Origin of the sequence: Paenibacillus albicereus (assembly GCF_012676905.1) — a bacterium.
GTDB lineage: Bacteria > Bacillota > Bacilli > Paenibacillales > Paenibacillaceae > Paenibacillus_O > Paenibacillus_O albicereus.
In genome coordinates this window covers 2,232,546-2,249,275 of the sequence record NZ_CP051428.1, presented here as the reverse complement: position 1 = coordinate 2,249,275, position 16,730 = coordinate 2,232,546, and the positions used below count along the sequence as shown (strand labels likewise).

Annotated in this window: 19 protein-coding genes; 2 read left to right on the top strand and 17 right to left on the bottom strand. The window is 64.4% G+C overall.

The window, feature by feature from the left end:
• Positions 1-21 precede the first annotated feature (21 nt).
• The 8 genes from sigF to HGI30_RS09775 form a co-directional block, all read right to left on the bottom strand.
• A complete protein-coding gene (gene sigF / locus HGI30_RS09810; protein WP_168907394.1) occupies positions 22-777 on the bottom strand; it encodes an RNA polymerase sporulation sigma factor SigF in 756 nt (251 codons plus the stop codon).
• An 18-nt stretch (positions 778-795) separates the two neighbouring features.
• A complete protein-coding gene (gene spoIIAB / locus HGI30_RS09805) occupies positions 796-1,257 on the bottom strand; it encodes an anti-sigma F factor (protein ID WP_407945019.1) in 462 nt (153 codons plus the stop codon).
• Positions 1,254-1,607, bottom strand: a complete 354-nt coding sequence (spoIIAA, locus tag HGI30_RS09800) for an anti-sigma F factor antagonist (RefSeq protein ID WP_168907393.1) — start codon at positions 1,605-1,607, stop codon at positions 1,254-1,256. Before spoIIAA ends, spoIIAB begins: the two co-directional genes overlap by 4 nt.
• A gap of 123 nt (positions 1,608-1,730) precedes the next feature.
• Positions 1,731-2,855, bottom strand: coding sequence for a D-alanyl-D-alanine carboxypeptidase family protein (locus HGI30_RS09795; protein ID WP_407945035.1), 1,125 nt, complete (start codon positions 2,853-2,855; stop codon positions 1,731-1,733).
• A 384-nt stretch (positions 2,856-3,239) separates the two neighbouring features.
• Positions 3,240-3,413: an aspartyl-phosphate phosphatase Spo0E family protein gene (locus tag HGI30_RS09790; RefSeq protein WP_168907392.1), complete on the bottom strand. Its 174-nt coding sequence runs from the start codon at positions 3,411-3,413 to the stop codon at positions 3,240-3,242.
• Positions 3,414-3,526: 113 nt separating this feature from the next.
• Positions 3,527-4,354, bottom strand: a complete 828-nt coding sequence (locus HGI30_RS09785; protein WP_168907391.1) for a purine-nucleoside phosphorylase — start codon at positions 4,352-4,354, stop codon at positions 3,527-3,529.
• Positions 4,355-4,390: 36 nt separating this feature from the next.
• Positions 4,391-5,359 carry a tyrosine recombinase gene (locus HGI30_RS09780; RefSeq protein ID WP_168907390.1) on the bottom strand — a complete coding sequence of 323 codons (969 nt, stop codon included), beginning with the start codon at positions 5,357-5,359 and terminating at the stop codon, positions 4,391-4,393.
• A 123-nt stretch (positions 5,360-5,482) separates the two neighbouring features.
• Positions 5,483-5,716 (bottom strand): DUF4227 family protein, encoded by a 234-nt coding sequence (locus HGI30_RS09775; RefSeq protein WP_168907389.1) that lies wholly within the window; start codon positions 5,714-5,716, stop codon positions 5,483-5,485.
• A gap of 134 nt (positions 5,717-5,850) precedes the next feature.
• Here HGI30_RS09775 and HGI30_RS09770 point away from each other — a divergent pair, with 134 nt between their 5' ends.
• Entirely contained in the window at positions 5,851-7,056 is a 1,206-nt protein-coding gene (locus HGI30_RS09770; protein ID WP_168907388.1) for a S8 family peptidase, read from the top strand.
• A 61-nt stretch (positions 7,057-7,117) separates the two neighbouring features.
• On the opposite strand, the gene fur is transcribed toward HGI30_RS09770, so the two are convergent.
• From fur to HGI30_RS09755, 3 genes are all read right to left on the bottom strand, one after another.
• Entirely contained in the window at positions 7,118-7,576 is a 459-nt protein-coding gene (fur, locus tag HGI30_RS09765; protein ID WP_028599833.1) for a ferric iron uptake transcriptional regulator, read from the bottom strand.
• Between the two features lie 86 nt (positions 7,577-7,662).
• Entirely contained in the window at positions 7,663-8,292 is a 630-nt protein-coding gene (gene spoIIM / locus HGI30_RS09760) for a stage II sporulation protein M (protein ID WP_168907387.1), read from the bottom strand.
• A 102-nt stretch (positions 8,293-8,394) separates the two neighbouring features.
• On the bottom strand, positions 8,395-8,976 hold the full coding sequence (locus tag HGI30_RS09755; protein WP_168907386.1) for an NUDIX hydrolase: 582 nt from the start codon (positions 8,974-8,976) through the stop codon (positions 8,395-8,397).
• A gap of 80 nt (positions 8,977-9,056) precedes the next feature.
• On the opposite strand from HGI30_RS09755, the gene mciZ reads away from it, so the two are divergent.
• Positions 9,057-9,203, top strand: coding sequence for a Z-ring formation inhibitor MciZ (mciZ, locus tag HGI30_RS09750; protein WP_168907385.1), 147 nt, complete (start codon positions 9,057-9,059; stop codon positions 9,201-9,203).
• A 93-nt stretch (positions 9,204-9,296) separates the two neighbouring features.
• Here the strand turns inward: mciZ and HGI30_RS09745 are convergent, their stop codons facing one another.
• The 6 genes from HGI30_RS09745 to lpdA all read right to left on the bottom strand — a co-directional run bounded on the left by HGI30_RS09745 (position 9,297) and on the right by lpdA (position 16,533).
• A complete protein-coding gene (locus HGI30_RS09745; RefSeq protein ID WP_168907384.1) occupies positions 9,297-10,424 on the bottom strand; it encodes a M20/M25/M40 family metallo-hydrolase in 1,128 nt (375 codons plus the stop codon).
• 326 nt (positions 10,425-10,750) lie between these two features.
• Positions 10,751-11,437 (bottom strand): lipoyl(octanoyl) transferase LipB, encoded by a 687-nt coding sequence (gene lipB, locus HGI30_RS09740; RefSeq protein ID WP_168907383.1) that lies wholly within the window; start codon positions 11,435-11,437, stop codon positions 10,751-10,753.
• Between the two features lie 46 nt (positions 11,438-11,483).
• Positions 11,484-12,887 (bottom strand): dihydrolipoamide acetyltransferase family protein, encoded by a 1,404-nt coding sequence (locus HGI30_RS09735; RefSeq protein ID WP_168907382.1) that lies wholly within the window; start codon positions 12,885-12,887, stop codon positions 11,484-11,486.
• A gap of 74 nt (positions 12,888-12,961) precedes the next feature.
• Positions 12,962-13,945, bottom strand: coding sequence for an alpha-ketoacid dehydrogenase subunit beta (locus HGI30_RS09730; RefSeq protein WP_168907381.1), 984 nt, complete (start codon positions 13,943-13,945; stop codon positions 12,962-12,964).
• A 1-nt stretch (position 13,946) separates the two neighbouring features.
• Entirely contained in the window at positions 13,947-14,969 is a 1,023-nt protein-coding gene (locus HGI30_RS09725) for a thiamine pyrophosphate-dependent dehydrogenase E1 component subunit alpha (protein ID WP_168907380.1), read from the bottom strand.
• Positions 14,970-15,105: 136 nt separating this feature from the next.
• The gene (gene lpdA, locus HGI30_RS09720) at positions 15,106-16,533 is read right to left on the bottom strand and encodes a dihydrolipoyl dehydrogenase (protein ID WP_168907379.1); all 1,428 of its coding nucleotides are present in this window, start codon (positions 16,531-16,533) and stop codon (positions 15,106-15,108) included.
• Between the last annotated feature and the right edge of the window lie 197 nt (positions 16,534-16,730).

Here is a 16,730-nt window from a genome sequence, read left to right as displayed (position 1 = left end):
GATGCGCTTGCATGCGATGCTCTATTGGGCGATCTGCTCTTTGATCGATTGGAGGATTTTCTTTTCCAGCCGGGAAACCTGCACCTGGGAGATGCCGAGCCGTCCCGCCACCTCGGACTGGGTCTGGTCGCGGTAGTAGCGTAGGTACACGATCAGCCGCTCCCGCTCGCTGAGGCCGCCGATCGCTTCGTTCAGAGCGAGCTTGTCGAACCAGCGCTCGCCCGACTCGCCCTCGATCTGGTCCATCAGCGTAATCGGGTCCCCGTCGTTCTCGAATACCGTCTCGTGGATGGATGCGGGAGGCTTGTTCGCCTCCTGCGCGAAGACGACGTCCTCCGCCGTGATGCCGAGGAACTCCGCCACCTCGCGGATCGTCGGCAGCCGGCCGAGCGTCTTGGCCAGCTCGTCCTTCGCCTTGCGCACCTTGTTGGCCGTCTCCTTGAGCGAGCGGCTCACCTTGAGCGTCCCGTCGTCCCGCAGGAATCTCTGGATCTCCCCGATAATCATCGGCACGGCGTAAGTGGAGAACTTGACCTCGTAGCTGAGGTCGAACTTGTCCACCGACTTGAGCAGGCCGATGCAGCCGATCTGGAACAGATCCTCGGGCTCATAGCCGCGGTTCATGAAGCGCTGTACGACCGACCATACCAAGCGGATGTTGCAGCGGGCCAGCGTGTCCCTGGCGAGCGAATCCCCGGATTGGCTCAGCGCGATGAGGCGCTTCACCTCCGCGTCGTCCAGGAACGGACCCGCGTTCTTCTTCAGATCGGCTTCCATGTTTCAGCCCCTATGCGCCTAATTGTACAGCGCCTTTTTGGATTCGATGCGCTTGGTCATGGCGATGCGGGTACCGCGGCCGGGCTCGCTGGTGACCTCGAAGCTGTCCATGAAGTTCTCCATGATCGTGAAGCCCATGCCCGAGCGCTCCAGCTCCGGCTTGGATGTGTAGAGAGGCTGACGGGCGAGCTCCAGATCCTCGATGCCTCCGCCGTCGTCGGCGATGACGATCGTGACCGAGTCGCCGCTGATCGTCGCCTGGATATGGACGAGCTTGGCCGCGTCGCTGTCATAGCCGTGGATGATCGAGTTCGTCACCGCCTCGGAGATGACCGTTTTCAGATCGTTCAGCTCTTCCATCGTCGGGTCCAGCTGGGAGATGAACGCCGCCACGCTGACGCGTGCGAACGCTTCGTTCTCCGAACGCGCGCTGAAGCTCAGCTTCATCGTATTGGCCGCTGCCGGCTGACGCTCGCTCATAAAGCCACCTCCAGGCTCGAGAGCGCATCGCTCTCGGTGTCGTGTATCGGCATGATCTTGAACAGTCCCGACAGCTCGAACAGGCGGTAGACGCCCGGACTCGCGTCGCAGACGACCATCTTGCCGCCCCGGCTCTTGAGCAGCTTGTAGCGTCCGAGGATGACGCCGAGCCCGGAGCTGTCCATGAAGTCGAGCTCCTTGAGGCTGAGGATGACGTCGGTGCTGCCGCCCCTCCGGATCTCCTCCTCCATCCGGATGCGGACGGAATCGGCTGTATGGTGGTCAAGCTCGCCCTTCAGACGGACGATCAAGATATGGCGCTGATGCTCCAGATCCACATGAAGACTCATTGCGCGGCTCACTCCTCCCGTTGAATGGAGGAGGATTTCTCTTCCGGGCGTCCGCATTCCTGCCTGGCGACAAAACTAGAAGCTGGCCGTCAGGCCGCGACAGCAATCGGGCCGCGGGCTGTGTCAGGAGAAGAGGCTGCCCGTCGAGCGCTTGAACAGCTTCCACCAGCCGGCCTTCTCGACCGACACCGGCATTTCCAGCGGGAAGTCCTTCATCACCTGGTCGCCTTGATAGACGATCAGCTTGCCGACGGGATCGCCGATCTTGACGGGAGCCTTGATGCTCGCGTTCCACTTGATCTCGTACCGGATATCCTTGGCCGCCGCGCCTTTTTTCAGCAGGATGCTGTAGTTGTGCTGCGCCGTGACCGGCAGCTTGCCCTGCACGCCTTTCTCGATCGAAAGCGTGCCCATGCTGTCGCCCTTCTTGAGGATCGGATAGTTGGCGTACTGCGCGAACGAGTAGTCGAGCAGGCTCGACACCTCCGCGTTGCGCGTCTTCGTGTTCGGCTCGCCCATGACGACGGCCACGACCCGCATGCCGTCGCGCTTCGCCGTCGCGGACAGGCAGTATTTCGCCTCACTCGTATAGCCGGTCTTGAGGCCGTCGGCGCCGGAGTAGAAGCGTACGAGCTTGTTCGTATTCACGAGCCAGAACGGCTTCTCGCTGTCCTTGCGCAGGTAGTCCTGGTACTGTCCGGTGTACTTCGTGATGAGGCTGTGCTTCAGCAGCTCGCGCGACATGACGGCGATGTCATGGGCCGACGTATAGTGGTCCGCCGCCGGGAGACCGTTCGGATTGGCGAAGTGAGTGTCCGTCAAGCCGAGCTGCGCCGCTTTTTCGTTCATCATCGAGACGAACTCGGCTTCCGTGCCGCCGATCTTCTCCGCCATCGCGACCGAGGCGTCGTTGCCCGATGCCATCGCGATGCCCTTGAGCATGTCGTCGACCGTCATCTCCTCGCCGGGCTCCAGGAAAATCTGCGAGCCGCCCATCGAGGCGGCGTATTCGCTCGTCGACACCTTGTCCGCCAGCTTGAGCTTTCCGTCCTGGATCGCTTCGACGATCAGCAGCATCGTCATGATCTTCGTGATGCTCGCCGGAGGCAGCTTGTCATGGCTGTTTTTCTCGTAGATGACGGTGCCGCTGTCCGCGTCCATCACGATCGCCGATCGCGCCGAAGGAGCGAGATCGCTGGATGCGGCGGGCGCTCCGGCCGCGCTGTCCGCCTGCAAGGCGTCCGGCAGAAGCGATGGCGCGGAGGCGGAGTCCGGCTGCACGGCCGCATAAGCAGGCCTGTCATGGGGGATGGTCGAGCCCGCGCTGGCGGGAGCGGCCGCCGCCAGCGGGGTGAGCGCGATGGCAGCGGCAAGCAAAGCCGTAAGTCGTTTCAACAGAAGTACCCTCCTCGAAATGGATCGTCGGCCGCCTGCTCGTGCAGGACGGCATTCTTCTGATTTCCATTCTTGCCCGATCCGATGGAGGATATTCCCAAGAGGCGGAAGCCGGCTGCGGACGCAGCAAAAAAAGCAGGCTGCGCCGGCCGAGGCAAAGAGGCGTCGATGCGCGTCATTGCCTGCGGCAGGCGAAGCCTGCTTGGCGAAAAGCTCCGGCTCTTTCGTCCGGGGCGGTCATTTGCGGAGTCGGGTGAGCCTTTCTTCCTGGATCTGGACGATGAGCAGATCCAAGGTCTGGCTGATCTGCAGCACCTCGCCGTGCAGCAACGTATTTTTCAGCGAAGCCGTCTCGACCATTTGTCCCCGCAGCCTCTCGATCTGCTGGTGCAGCTGAACGTTCTCGATCATTCCATTCCTCTCCATCTTTCCTCTAGAATCACGGCCATCATACTACGGAGAGAGAGAAAAGACTGTCAGAACGCGTCGAGCCGAAAGACTCATTTCAGCCTTCCGACATAGGCCTAGAGCCTCGAAACGAGCGTCTGCACCAGATTCAGGAAGCGGGATTTGACGCGTTCTGTCGTCTCGATGACTTCTTCATGCGACAAGGGCTGATCCAGAATGCCCGAAGCCATGTTCGTGATGCAGGAGATGCCGACGACCTCGAGGCCGCAGTGGCGCGCCGCGATCACCTCCGTCACGGTCGACATGCCGACCGCGTCCGCTCCGAGCGTCCGCATCATGCGGATCTCGGCCGGCGTCTCGTAGGACGGCCCGAGCACGGCGAGATAGACGCCTTCGCGCAGCTCGAAGCCCTGCTCGGCGGCGATCTCCTTGGCGAGCGCGCGCAGACGGCGGCTGTACGCTTCCGACATGTCCGGGAACCGGACGCCGACGGCGCTGTCGTTCGGCCCCATGAGCGGGTTGCGGCCCGTGAAGTTGATATGGTCGGACAGCAGCATCAGGTCGCCGGCGGAGTACCCGGTGTTGATGCCGCCGGCCGCGTTGGTGACGACGAGCTTGTCCGCTCCGAGCGCTTTCATGACGCGCACGGGAAATGCGGTCAGCTCCGCTCCGTATCCTTCGTACATGTGGAACCGGCCTTTCATCAGAATGACCGGAACGCCGCCCAGCTTGCCGACGAGCAGCTCTCCGGCATGGCCTTCAACCGTCGATACCGGGAAATGCGGGATGCTTTCGTACGAAATGGTGACGGCTTCCTCGATCAGATCGGCCAGGATGCCGAGTCCCGAGCCCATAATCAGGCCGATTTGGGGCATGACCGGACTGCGGGACGCGATATAGTCGACTGCTTCTTGAATGTGGCTCGCTTGCTGTTGGATGCTCATGCTCGTTCTTCCTCTCGTCGTTGGCTTGCTTGATCGTTAATCGGAATCCGGCTCCAGGACGCGCGTGCCGAAGCCCGCCCGCGGATGGGATTTCTCATATACGTCCTTGACCCGCGGCCGGTCTCCGAGCGCGTAGCGCTCCGTGGAGACGATGCCTTCGTGGCCCATCATCTCCTGCACGGCGCGCAGGTCGGCTCCCCGCTCCAGCATATGGGCGGCGAACGACGTGCGCAGCGTATGCGGCGTGATCGCTCCGCCGTCCTCGATGCCGGAGCTGCGGGCATGCTTCTTGATCGTCTTCCAAAAGCCTTGCCGCGACAGCGGCTCGCCGGAGACGTTCAGGAACAGCTCGTCCGGCTCCGCCGCGCCCATGCGGGCCGGAGCGCCGCCGATCCGCTGCTCGAGCAGCGCGGGGCGCCCCTCTCTCAAATAGAGGCCGATCCATCCCGCCGCGATCTGCCCGAGCGGCACGATCCGCTCTTTTTTGCGGGGGGAGCACACCCGGACGTAGCCGAGCCCGGGCTGAGGATCGTCCGCTCTCATCGCCAGCAGCTCGGACACGCGGATGCCGGAGCCGTACAGCAGCTCCAGCATCGCCTTGTCGCGAAGGCCGGCCGGACTGTCCGTCGCGGGGGCGTTCATGAGCTGCTCCACCTGTTCGAGCGTCAGGGCGACGGGCCGCGCCAGCTCATGACGCGGCAGCTCCACGTGCATCGAGGGGTCGCGGTCGGTATAGCCGACGCGGGTCAAGAACCGGTAGAACGAGCGCAGCGAGGCCAGCCGGCGGCTGACCGTCGCGCTGCGCGCTCCGTCGTCCCGGCATGCCTGCAAATACTTGGCCAGATGGTGGCGGGTGACGGCGGCGATCGCTCCGATGCCCTGGCGGTCGAGCCAAGCGATCGCATGCTCAAGGTCGCGCTTGTAGGCGTCGTAGGTCGCCGGCGCCACGCGGCGCCCGTTCTCCAGCTCGTCCAGCCAGGCGTAGAGGCATTGGCTCAGCTCCATGCTATCGTCCCCCCTCGCTCAAAGTATAGTCGCTGCGGACACGTTCGGCAAACGCATGCGCAAACGGCCCGGACGAATCGTCCGGACCTCATGGCGTGAGCGCCTCGGACCGCTAGCTGGCCCCTACTCCCCGTTGTAATAAAACCAGCGCAGCCGATCGGCGATCGTGCCGCCTTCAGGCGGCGCTTCATGGGGCTCGAACACCTTGAGCGCCTGTCCACGGGGAGGCGCGTACGGATCGAGCGGCCGAACCCAGCTGTCCGCGAGGCGGAAGCCTTCGTAGACGGCCGCCGTCAGGCAGGCGAACAGCAGCGCGAATACAAGCCTCGACACCCATCTGCGCAAGGAAACGATCATGGCCGCCCCTCCTTCGAATGCTCTCTCCAGCCTATGCGGCGGACGAGCGGAGTATGTCCGGTCCGCGCGGCAGGGCGAAGCGCCCGCTCCTCTCTGCCTCCGTCTCCATACGTTAACGGAGGGAGGGAAAGATCGTGAAGAAAAATTCGATTGGAAGCTGCCTGCGCGCCTGCGCCTGCAGTCGGCCGGGACGGCATGCGACAAGGCGCATCGTCGTGCTGAAGAGCCGCAAAGCCTACGACGAGGCGGTCCGGGAGCTCGCCCGCGGCGGCATCAGGCCGCTGCGGACCTGGAAATCGAGCCGCATCCTCTGCCTGCGCCTGGACCGGCGCGTCTCCTGGCAGGAGCTGCTCCGCCATCCGGAGCTTCGCAGCCTCGAAAAGGATGCCGTCGTGCGCGCGCTTGGCGCAAGCGTCAGAGACGGCCGCACCCGCCGGAGCGGCAAACGCAGGCGCAGCCGCCCTTGCGGCAAGCTGCCCTGGAATATCCGCCGCGTCGAGGCGCCGCCGGTCTGGAGGCGGACGCTAGGCAGCGGCATCCGACTCGCGGTCATCGATACCGGCGTCGGACCGCATCCCGATCTGCGCGTTGCCGGGGGCGTGAACGTGAGCGGCGGCAGGTCCTACCGCGACGACAACGGCCATGGCACGCATGTCGCCGGCATCGCAGCGGGCCGCGGCAGCGGCGGCGGCCCGCTCGGCGTCGCGCCCGGAGCCTCGCTGTACGCGGTCAAGGCGCTTGACGCCGACGGCTTCGGCAGCCTGACCAGCATCCTCGACGCGATCGAGTGGTGCATCGACAATCGCATGGATGTCGTCAACATGAGCCTTGGCCTGCCTCCCGGCACGCGCAGCGCCGCGCTGCGGCGGGTCGTGCGCCGAGCCCGCAGGGCCGGCCTCGTGCTGGTCGCCGCCGCAGGCAATGCGGGCGTCTACAGCGGCGGCCTCGACGTGCCGGCCTCATATCCCGAGACGATCGCCGTCGCCGCCTCCAACCGCCGCGGCCGCATCGCTTCGTTCAGCAGCCGCGGCAAAGGTATCGACCTGACCGCGCCCGGCGACGAAATCTGCTCCTGCTGGCTGGACGGAGGCTATGAGACCGACTCCGGCACGAGCATGAGCGCCCCTCATGTGGCCGGCGGCGCGGCGCTGCTGCTGTCCGCCAACCCCGGCCTGCCTGCGGCGGCGGTCTCGCCGGTGCTGAGGAGGTGGGCGAAGCCGGTGCCCGGAGCTTCCAAGCGCGCGCAGGGCTCCGGCCTGCTGCAGCTGCGGCGGATCGGATCGGTGTTCTATCCCGGAGTCCGCCCGATGCCGGGCCGCCATCAGGCGAAATTCCGCTGAACGATCAAACAGCTCCGACCTTCATCGCCCGCTGCTTGCGGGAGCGATGAAATCGGAGCTGTCAGGGCTTCTTGGAATCGTTGGTTTCTCTGCAGCGCCTGCAGATGCCTTGAAAATCAAGGCGGTGATCCAGGACGGCAAAGCCGTATTCGGCCTCCAGCCGTTCTTCGAGCGGTCCGAGCCAGTCATCCTTGATCTCCTCCATCGATCCGCATTGCACGCAGATCAGATGGTGGTGATGATGCTTGCTGTTGTCCGTCCTCAGGTCGTAGCGGGCGACTCCGTCGCCGAAGTTCATCTTCTCCACGACATGCAGCTCGCTGAGCAGCTCCAGCGTGCGGTACACGGTGGCCAAGCCGATCTCGGGAGCCTTGTCCTTGACGAGCATGAACACGTCCTCGGCGCTCAGGTGATCGTCCTCGTTCTCCAGGAGGACGCGCACGGTTGCTTCGCGCTGCGGGGTCAACTTGTAGCCCTGCGACTGGAGCTGCTGCTTAATGGAATCGATCCGGGCTTCCATGACTTCCCCCCTGCCACAAGAAAACCGGCTAGCCGCCGGCACTTATGACTCTATTATAGTTGCTAGAGGAACGGGAAGTCAATGATTCAGCCCGGGACGAGCCACTGCGCGGCCCATGCCATCAGCGGCGGAGACAGCCATGCCTCCGCCGCTGATGCGGCCGCGAGCAGCAGCGTCGAAGCCGCAGCCGTCACTGCCAGAGCCGCCGCGGCCGGCAGAAGCGGACCTTGGCGGCGCATCAGCCGGAAGCGGACCAGATGCAGCGCGAACGACGCCGCCGCTGCGCTTGCGGCAAGATAGGCCGGCAGCGCGAGCAGGTTGGACGGCGCGACGGCGACGAAGGAGAAGGCGACGCCCCGGCCTCCGTGCTGGACCGCAAGCGTCGCGACGGCGAAGCCGATGAGCACGCCTTTGAAGAAATCAAGCGCGGCGAGCAGCGGCAAGCCGATGACGGAAACGCCGAGCAGGACGATCAGCAGCAGCCATCGTCCGTGCAGCCAGCAGACGACCCAGAACGACGAAGCGTCTGGCGGAGCGCCTTCCGAGACGAGCCGCTGCAGAAACCGGCTCATGTCGGCGGCCAGCAGGCTCCGCTGCTCTTCGCCGAGTCCGCCGGCGAGCAGCGCTCCGCAAACGATGCCCGCCGCGCAGAGGGATGCCGCGATGGCGAACAGCAGCCTTTCCTCCTTCGACCTGCCTCTGACCCATGCCCGCATCGACCGTCCCTCCCCGTCCGCCGTCTTGTCCGCATGCTAGCCTATGCGCTCCGGCTCCGGTTCATGATCGCGGCGTTGGGGTCGAAAGACGGAGCGCCGAGCTCACCCTCGGATGCCGATCCGTCCGGTCAGCTCCGACAGCTTCCACAAATAGACCGCCATCAGCGTCTTGGCGTCGCCGATGATGCCTTGCTCGATGTAGGAGAGCGCCTGCTCCATCGTCAGCGCCTCGACATGAAGGTCCTCGTCTTCGTCCGGGGAGCTGTCCCCGTGCTCCAGCCCTTCCGCTACATACAGATACAGCTTTTCGTCCGCGAAGCCGGGCGACGTATAAAAGGCGTCGACCAGCCTCACGCTCGACGCGCTCACGCCCGTCTCCTCCTTCAGCTCGCGCGCCGCGCAGACGGCCGGATCCTCTCCGGGATCAAGCTTGCCCGCTGGAATCTCGACCTGGTACTTGTCCATCGGCTTGCGGTACTGTCCGACCGTCAGCAGCTTGCCGTCCGCGATGCAGATGACCGCCGCCGCTCCGGGATGGCGCACGATCTCGCGCGAGGCGGTCGCCCCGCTCGGCAGGCGCACCTGATCGACCTGCAGCGTGATGATCTTGCCGGCATATTTCGTCTCGCTGGACAGCGTCACTTCCGCCCCCGGACGTCCGTCCGGCTTCGGCTGCTCGCTCATGCGCGATTCCTCCTTGGTGGCATAGCCCGTCCGCTTCCTGCATATCGTGTAGGCATAACGATGGAAGGCGGGATGCCGTCATGAAAATGTATATCGGTGAAAAAGAATTGCGGCTGGTCGGCAAGGCATGGGAAGTGCGCCATGCGCTGCGCAAGCTCGCGCGCGAGGCGGGTGCGGGCGCGCCGCTGCGGTCGGATGCCGCTGCCTCGGTTAAAGCGCCCCGCTAGAATCGGGGGGCGCTGCCCGCCCGGTCGACTGGCCGCATCGGCTTGCCGACCGCAGGAGCAGGGCAAGAGCCGCCCTCCCGCCGCCGGCCTGTCTCAGGCGCCCGCCGCCTGCTCGATGATGGCCTTCACCAGCTCGGCGGTGCGGATGAGGTCGTCGGCCTTGATCTGCTCCTTGGTCGTATGGATATGCTCGTAGCCGATCGCCAGGTTGACCGTCGGCACGCCGAGGCCGTTGAACACATTGGCGTCGCTGCCGCCGCCGGAATGGAACGTGCGCGGCGTCAATCCGATCGAACGGATCGCTTGGGCAGCCGATCGAACGACTGCGGACTCGTCCCCATGCTTGTAGGACGGATACAGGTGCGTGGCCTCTAGCTTCGCGGCCGCGCCGAAGTCCGCGGCCGCCGACTCCGCCGCCTCGCGCATCGCTTCGATCTGCCGCTCCAGCTTGGCGCGGTCGGCGCTGCGCGCCTCGGCCAGCAGCAGCGCCGAGTCGCAGACGACGTTGGTGGCGCCGCCACCCTCGAAGCGGCCGATGTTGGCCGTCGTCTCATGGTCGATGCGGCCGAGCGGCATGCGCGCGATCGCCTTGGAAGCGACCTGGATCGCGCTGATGCCGTCCTCTGGATTGACGCCGGCGTGCGCGCTCCGGCCCGTCACCTCGATCCGGATCTTCGCCTGCCCCGGAGCGGACGTCGCGATGCCGCCCACCTCTCCGTTGGAATCAAGCGCGTAGCCGTAATCGGCGCGGAGCTTCGAGCGGTCGAGCGCACGCGCTCCCGCGAGTCCCGACTCCTCGCCGACCGTCAGTACGAATTGCACCTCGCCATGACGGGCTCCCGTCTCCTTGAGCGAGCGCAGCGCCTCGAGCATCGCCGCCAGCCCGGCTTTGTCGTCGCTGCCGAGGATCGTCGTGCCGTCGCTGCGCAGGTAGCCGTCGGCGTCGAGCCGAGGCTGGATGCCGTTTCCCGGACGGACCGTATCCATATGCGAGGTAAAGAAGATCGTCGGCGCGACGACGCCTTCCGCTGCCGGCAAGGTGAAAAACAAATTGTTCGCGCCGTGGCCGGTCGCCTGCGCCGCATCGTCTTCCTCGAGCGTCAATCCAAGGCCCCCGAACTTCGCCTTCAGCACGCCGCTGATAGCCGCCTCGTGGCCGGTCTCGCTGTCGACTCGCACCAGCTCCATGAATTCCTCGATCAGCCTTTCCCGCTGGATCATCGCTTTCTCCGCCTTTCCGGCCCCGCCCGTAGGCAGACCGCTGCTTTTGGTTTTTTCTCCTCGGAAGCCGCCATGAAGGCTTGGCATCTTGCGAAGGTTTTCGGTACAATAGAGGGGTGAAGCTGACTCGCCTCGCCGAAGCCGCAGGCGACCTTCGGAAGGAGTCGATTGCATTGAATCCTCAAGGACGAGCCATCAAGATCGTCATCTACGTCGTGCTGATTACGTTGTTGGTGACGACCGTCGTATCGAGCATCGGACTGCTGTTTTAAGAAAGGACGGGACTTCCCGGCGCGCCGCGCCGCGAGTCCCGTTCTTTTTTTCGTTCAGCCCGGCCGGAAGCCGAACCGCCGCATGAAGTGCGGAAGCAGCTCCCGCGCCGCCTGTTCCGGCTTCATCGCTTGTCCGGTCAGATCCTCGAACGAAGTGACGCCGAACTGCTGGATGCCGCACGGCACGATGCCGGCGAAGCCTTCCTCGCCGATGCCCGCCTTGAGGTTCAGGGCAAAGCCATGACTCGTCACGAAGCCGCGCCGCGTCCGGGAGCGGTTGAACTTGATGCCGATCGCGGCGATCTTCTTGTCTCCGACCCAGACGCCGGTATACTCCGGCTTGCGTCCTCCCTCGATGCCGTAGCCGGCGAGCCAGTCGATCAGCACCTGCTCCAGCTCGCGCAGGAAGCCGTGCAGATCCAGTCCTTTGGCGTCGAGCCGTATCAGCGGGTAGCCGACGAGCTGTCCCGGCCCGTGATAGGTGATGTCTCCTCCGCGGTCGATCTCGTACACCGAGATGCCGCGGGCCTTCAGCTCCTCCGGCGCCAGCAGCAGATGCTCCGGATGCCGGTCCGTGCCGAGCGTATAGGTCGGCGGATGCTGAAGAAGGAGCAGCGTTTCCACGCGCTCCTCCCGGTCGATCTCCCCCACGTATTCCTTTTGCAGCTCCCAGGCCTCTCCGTAGTCGATGAAGTCGATATAGCGCGCGGCAAGCGGCCGCGCTTCATGGTTCGCGTCCATCCGGTTCCTCCTGCTCCTGTTGTCGTTGTCGTAGGTGTCGTGCGGCTTAATAAAGATGCGTTTCCGAACTGAAGCTCTCCAGGTTCTCCTTGACGCGCTGCAGGAACCGACCGCAGATGACGCCGTCCAGGATGCGGTGGTCGAGCGACAGGCAGATGTTGGCCATCGAGCGCACGGCCAGCATGTCGTTGATGACGACCGGACGCTTCACGATCGACTCGAACGTGATGATCGCCGCCTGCGGGTAGTTGATGATCGGCTGCGTCAGGATCGCTCCGAACGAGCCGGTATTGTTGACGGTGAACGTCCCGCCCTGCACGTCGTCCAGCTTCAGCTTGCCTTCGCGCGTCTTGCGGGCGAGCATCTCGATCTCATGCGCCAGGCCGGCGATGTTTTTCTGGTCGGCGTTTTTGATGACCGGCGTGACGACGGAATCCTCGGTGCCGACCGACAGCGAGATGTTGATGTCGCGCTTGACGATGATCTTGTCGACCGCCCAGACCGAGTTGATGATCGGGAAGTCCTTGATCGCATTGACGACCGCCTTGATGAAAAAGGCCAAGTACGTCAGATTCGTGCCTTCGCGCTTCTTGAAGTCGTCCTTGAGCTTGCTGCGGAGAACGACGAGGTTGGTCACGTCGACCTCGATCATCATCCAGCCATGCGGAATTTCCGTCACGCTCTGGCGCATGCGCGAGGCGATCGTGTTGCGGACCGGGGTGACGTCGATGAATGTCTCTCCCCTGCCCGGGATCGCCTGGCCCTCGATCTCGACCGATGGAATGCGCGGCGTCTCGGTCAGATGCAGGCCGGAGGAGCGCACCGGTCCTCTCGCCTCGACGATCCGGTCGCCCGCATCGAGCTGCGGCGGTACGGCCGCCGAAGCGGAGCTCGCCGCCTGCGCGCCTTGCGCAGCCGGCTGGACCGGCAGCGGCTGAGCGGTTGCCGGCTTGGCTCCCGAAGCGGCATGCGCGAGGATATCCTTGCGCGTCACCCGGCCTCCCGCTCCCGTGCCCTGCACGGCCGATGGATCGATGCCATGCTCGGCGGACAGCTGGAGCACGGCCGGGGAATAGCGGCCGCGCATGCTTTCGGCGGCCGCAGGACGGCCCGGAGCCGAAGCTGCCGCCGCGGGCGCACCGGCATGATCGGCCCTCGCGGCAGGCGGCTCCGCCGTCGCTGCGGGCTCCGCCGCAGGCGCGATGGATTCGATCAGGCAGATCGGCGTGCCGACCTCGACCGTCTCTCCCGCGCCGACAAGCAGCTTGACCAGCGTGCCTTCGATCGTCGACGGAATTTCGGCTCCGACTTTATCGGTAATGATTTCGCATAAGGGCTCGTACATGCTTACGTTGTCGCCGGGCTGCTTCAGCCAGCGCTCGATCGTCGCGCTCACGACCGACTCGGCCAGCTGCGGCATGGCGATTTCGTGGATCGTTGCTGCTTTCATCGGAATTCGCTCCTTGCCGGAAGGCCGGTCACGGCCTTCCGAATCTCAGTATGCTGGCGGACGGGACCCGCCGATCAGTACAGCGCGAGCTCTCTCATCGCGGCCAGCACCTTGTCCTTGTTCAGCATGAAGAACTTCTCCCCCGGCGGGTTGATCGGCATGGCCGGCACGTCCGGACCGCAGAGCCGGCGAATCGGCGCATCGAGCTCGTACAGCATTTCCTCGGCGATGATCGCCGACACCTCGGCTCCGATGCCGCCCGTCTTGTTGTCCTCATGGATGATGAGCACCTTGCCCGTCCGGCGAGCGGCCGCCAGGATGCCTTCCTTGTCGAGCGGCTGCAGCGTCCGCAGATCGAGGATGTGGGCGCTGATGCCCTCCTCCTGCAGCTCCTCCGCCGCCTGCATCGCGAAATGCAGCGGCAGGCTGTAGCTGATGACCGTGATGTCGTCGCCTTCGCGCAGCACGTTCGACTTGCCGATTTCCACCACGTGCTCGCCTTCCGGCACCGGACCGGTGACGAGCCGGTAGCATTTTTTATTTTCGAAGAAAAGGACCGGATCGGGATCGCGGATCGCCGCCGTCAGCAGCCCCTTGGCGTCCGCCGGCGAATACGGCGCGACGATCTTGAGTCCCGGCGTGCCGAAAAACACCGACTCCGGACATTGCGAATGGTAAAGGCCTCCGAAAATGCCGCCTCCGATCGGCGCTCGGATGACGACGGGACAGCTCCAGTCGTTGTTGGAGCGGTAGCGGATTTTCGCCGCCTCGCTGATGATCTGGTTCGTCGCGGGAAACATGAAGTCGGAGTACTGCATCTCGGCGATCGGCTTCATGCCGTACATCGCCGCGCCGATCGCCACGCCGGCGATCGCCGATTCGGACAGCGGCGTATCCATCACCCGCGCCTCGCCGAACTGCTCCTGCAGCCCTTTGGTCGTCGTGAAGACGCCGCCCTTGACGCCGACATCCTCGCCGAGCACGAATACGTCCGGATCGCGCTCCATCTCTTCCTTCATCGCGAGGCGGATCGCCTCGATATAGTCCATGACCGGCATCTTAACGTCCTCCTTGCGGCGCATCGCCTTCATACACATGCCACAGCGTGCTCTCCGGCGTCGGGAACGGAGCCTCGTCCGCGTAGCGGGTCGCCTCGTCCATCTCCCGCCGGATCGCCGCGGCCAGCTCGTCTTCCTGCTCCGCGCTCCAGATCCCGGCTTCCTCCAGGTAGCGGCGGAACGCCGCCACTCCGTCGCGGCCCCGGTTTTCCTCGACCTCTTCCTTGGTCCGGTACGCCAGGTCGTTGTCCGATGTGGAATGCGGCGACAGCCGGTACATCATCGCCTCGATGAGCGTCGGTCCGCCGCCGGACAGCGCCCGCTCGCGGGCATCCTTGACTGCCGCATACACCGCCAGCGCATCGTTGCCGTCCACGCGGAGACCCTCGAAGCCGTATCCGAGCGCGCGATCCGCGACACGTCCGCCCAGCTGCTTGTGGACCGGCACGGAGATCGCATACTGGTTGTTCTCGCACATGAGGATGACCGGCAGCTTGTGGACGCCCGCGAAGTTGCAGCCCTCATGGAAGTCGCCCTGATTGCTCGAGCCCTCTCCGAACGTCACGAAGCTCACGAGCTTGCGCCCTTTCAGCTTGGCGGCGAGCGCGATGCCGACCGCGTGCGGCACCTGCGTCGTCACGGGAGAGGAGCCGGTGACGATGCGGAGCTTCTTATGTCCGAAGTGGCCCGGCATCTGGCGGCCGCCGCTCGTCGGGTCCTCCGCCTTGGCGAATACCGACAGCATCAGCTCGCGCAGCGTCATGCCGACCGTCAGCACGAAGCCGTAGTCGCGATAATAAGGGAGGAAATAATCCTCGTCCCGATCGAGCGCCCATGCGGCCGCCACCTGCGCCGCCTCCTGGCCGATGCCGGACACGTGGAAGTTGATCTTGCCGGCGCGCTGCAGCAGCAGCACCCTTTCGTCGAACATCCTCGCGCTTCTCATCATCTTGTACATCCCGACCGCTTCCTCGTCGGACAAGCCCAGCTCGCGATGACGCGAATCCACCTGTTGACGGCTCATGGAGGAACCTCCTTCATCTCCAGTCTTGTTACCTGGTACTAATACTTGATAGCAGTATTATAACCCCGAAGGAGGAAAAAGGGAACCTTTGCCGTCCTCCGGCCGATTGCCCTCTTTCCTCCGTTTCTCTCCTCGGTTAGAAATGGACCGATTTCCCGAGCGTCGCCAGCATCGCTTCGCCGAGCGCCTCCGACAAGCTCGGATGCGGATGGAAGCTCGCTCCGACCTCCCACGGCACCGCGTCCAGAAATTGCGCCAGCGACGCCTCGGCGATCAGCTCCGTCACATGGGCGCCGACCATATGCACGCCGAGCAGATCCTGCGTGCCGCGATCGGCGACGACCTTGACGAATCCTTCCGAATCCCCGTGCACGATCGCTTTGGCGATGGCAGCGAACGGAATCTTGGCCGTCATCGGGTCATGGCCCGCGGCGCGCGCCTGCTCCTCCGTGTAACCGACGCTCGCCGTCTCGGGACGGCTGTACACGCAGCGCGGAATGCGATGCGGCGCCGCCGGATGGGGCATGAGTCCGAGCAGATGCTCGACGGCGGCGATGCCTTCATGAGCGGCGGCGTGGGCAAGCTGCACGCCGCCGGTCACGTCGCCGATCGCGTAAATATGCGGCTCTGCGGTCTGGAGCGTCGGCTTCACCTTGATCCATCCGTCCTGCACGGCGATATCCGTGTTCTCCAGCCCGATGCCTTCGATGTTGGCGATGCGGCCGACCGAGACGAGGAGCCGGTCGGCCTGCAGCCGCTCTTCCGTCTCGCCTTGCCGGACGGCCACGCTGATTCCGCCGCTGTCCTTGCTCAGCGACTCCTGCTGCAGCATGGCCCCGGTCAAGATGCGGACGCCGCGCGCCGAGAGCGCCTTGGCGATGGCAGCCGATACGTCCGGGTCCTCACCCGGGAGCACTCTCGAAGCGGCTTCCACGAGCGTGACGCGCACGCCGAAGTCGCTCAGCATCGAAGCCCACTCGATACCGATGACGCCGCCGCCGGCGATCAGCATCGACGAAGGCAGCGTCTCCATGCGCAAGGCGTCATCGCTTGTGAGCACCGTCTCGCCGTCCGCTTCCAGTCCAGGGAGCTGCCTCGGCCGGGAGCCGGTGGCGACGATCAGATGGCGGGACACGACGGATTCCATTTCTCCGTCCTCCAGCTCCACCGCAAGCGAGCCGCTTTTAGGCGAGAAGATCGACGGGCCGATGATTCTTCCCCGGCCTTGAATCACCTCGATCCCGTGCTTTTTCATGAGCTGCCGGAGCCCGCGATGAAGCTGCTCGACGACGCCCTCCTTGCGTTCCTGGACAGCGGTAAAATCAACCTTTACCGCTTCGCGACTGAGTTTGATTCCATATGTATCCGCATGGAGCAGGGAAGCATAGACCTCCGCGCTGCGCAGCAGCGCCTTGCTCGGAATGCATCCTAGATGCAAGCAGGTGCCGCCCAGCTTGCCTTGCTCCACAATCGCGACTTTTTTTCCTTCTTGCGCGGCTCGGATGGCGGCGGTATACCCTCCGGGCCCGCCGCCCAGCACGGCGACGTCCACTTGAATTGGCATGCGATCGATCCCTTCCATACATGCGGAACATTGCCGCATCATTCATGTCTAGGCGAAGGCGACAGCTTCCCCCTTCTCCTCCGAGAACCTATTTTACTCCTTTTCGCCGGAGAAGAACACCGCATGGACAAGCCGGCGTTTGTTGAAGTATGATGAAAATAGGCTATTCCTGCACCTTAGCCTTTATTTTTGCGCAA

Bases quoted from the DNA above. Each gene is read 5' to 3' on its own strand.
- sigF (WP_168907394.1), bottom strand. From the start codon at position 777: ATGGAAGCCGATCTGAAGAAGAACGCGGGTCCGTTCCTGGACGACGCG.
- spoIIAB (WP_407945019.1), bottom strand. From the start codon at position 1,257: ATGAGCGAGCGTCAGCCGGCAGCGGCCAATACGATGAAGCTGAGCTTC.
- spoIIAA (WP_168907393.1), bottom strand. From the start codon at position 1,607: ATGAGTCTTCATGTGGATCTGGAGCATCAGCGCCATATCTTGATCGTC.
- HGI30_RS09790 (WP_168907392.1), bottom strand. From the start codon at position 3,413: ATGATCGAGAACGTTCAGCTGCACCAGCAGATCGAGAGGCTGCGGGGA.
- HGI30_RS09785 (WP_168907391.1), bottom strand. From the start codon at position 4,354: ATGAGCATCCAACAGCAAGCGAGCCACATTCAAGAAGCAGTCGACTAT.
- HGI30_RS09780 (WP_168907390.1), bottom strand. From the start codon at position 5,359: ATGGAGCTGAGCCAATGCCTCTACGCCTGGCTGGACGAGCTGGAGAAC.
- HGI30_RS09775 (WP_168907389.1), bottom strand. From the start codon at position 5,716: ATGATCGTTTCCTTGCGCAGATGGGTGTCGAGGCTTGTATTCGCGCTG.
- fur (WP_028599833.1), bottom strand. From the start codon at position 7,576: ATGGAAGCCCGGATCGATTCCATTAAGCAGCAGCTCCAGTCGCAGGGC.
- spoIIM (WP_168907387.1), bottom strand. From the start codon at position 8,292: ATGCGGGCATGGGTCAGAGGCAGGTCGAAGGAGGAAAGGCTGCTGTTC.
- HGI30_RS09755 (WP_168907386.1), bottom strand. From the start codon at position 8,976: ATGAGCGAGCAGCCGAAGCCGGACGGACGTCCGGGGGCGGAAGTGACG.
- mciZ (WP_168907385.1), top strand. From the start codon at position 9,057: ATGAAAATGTATATCGGTGAAAAAGAATTGCGGCTGGTCGGCAAGGCA.
- HGI30_RS09745 (WP_168907384.1), bottom strand. From the start codon at position 10,424: ATGATCCAGCGGGAAAGGCTGATCGAGGAATTCATGGAGCTGGTGCGA.
- lipB (WP_168907383.1), bottom strand. From the start codon at position 11,437: ATGGACGCGAACCATGAAGCGCGGCCGCTTGCCGCGCGCTATATCGAC.
- HGI30_RS09735 (WP_168907382.1), bottom strand. From the start codon at position 12,887: ATGAAAGCAGCAACGATCCACGAAATCGCCATGCCGCAGCTGGCCGAG.
- HGI30_RS09730 (WP_168907381.1), bottom strand. From the start codon at position 13,945: ATGCCGGTCATGGACTATATCGAGGCGATCCGCCTCGCGATGAAGGAA.
- HGI30_RS09725 (WP_168907380.1), bottom strand. From the start codon at position 14,969: ATGAGCCGTCAACAGGTGGATTCGCGTCATCGCGAGCTGGGCTTGTCC.
- lpdA (WP_168907379.1), bottom strand. From the start codon at position 16,533: ATGCCAATTCAAGTGGACGTCGCCGTGCTGGGCGGCGGGCCCGGAGGG.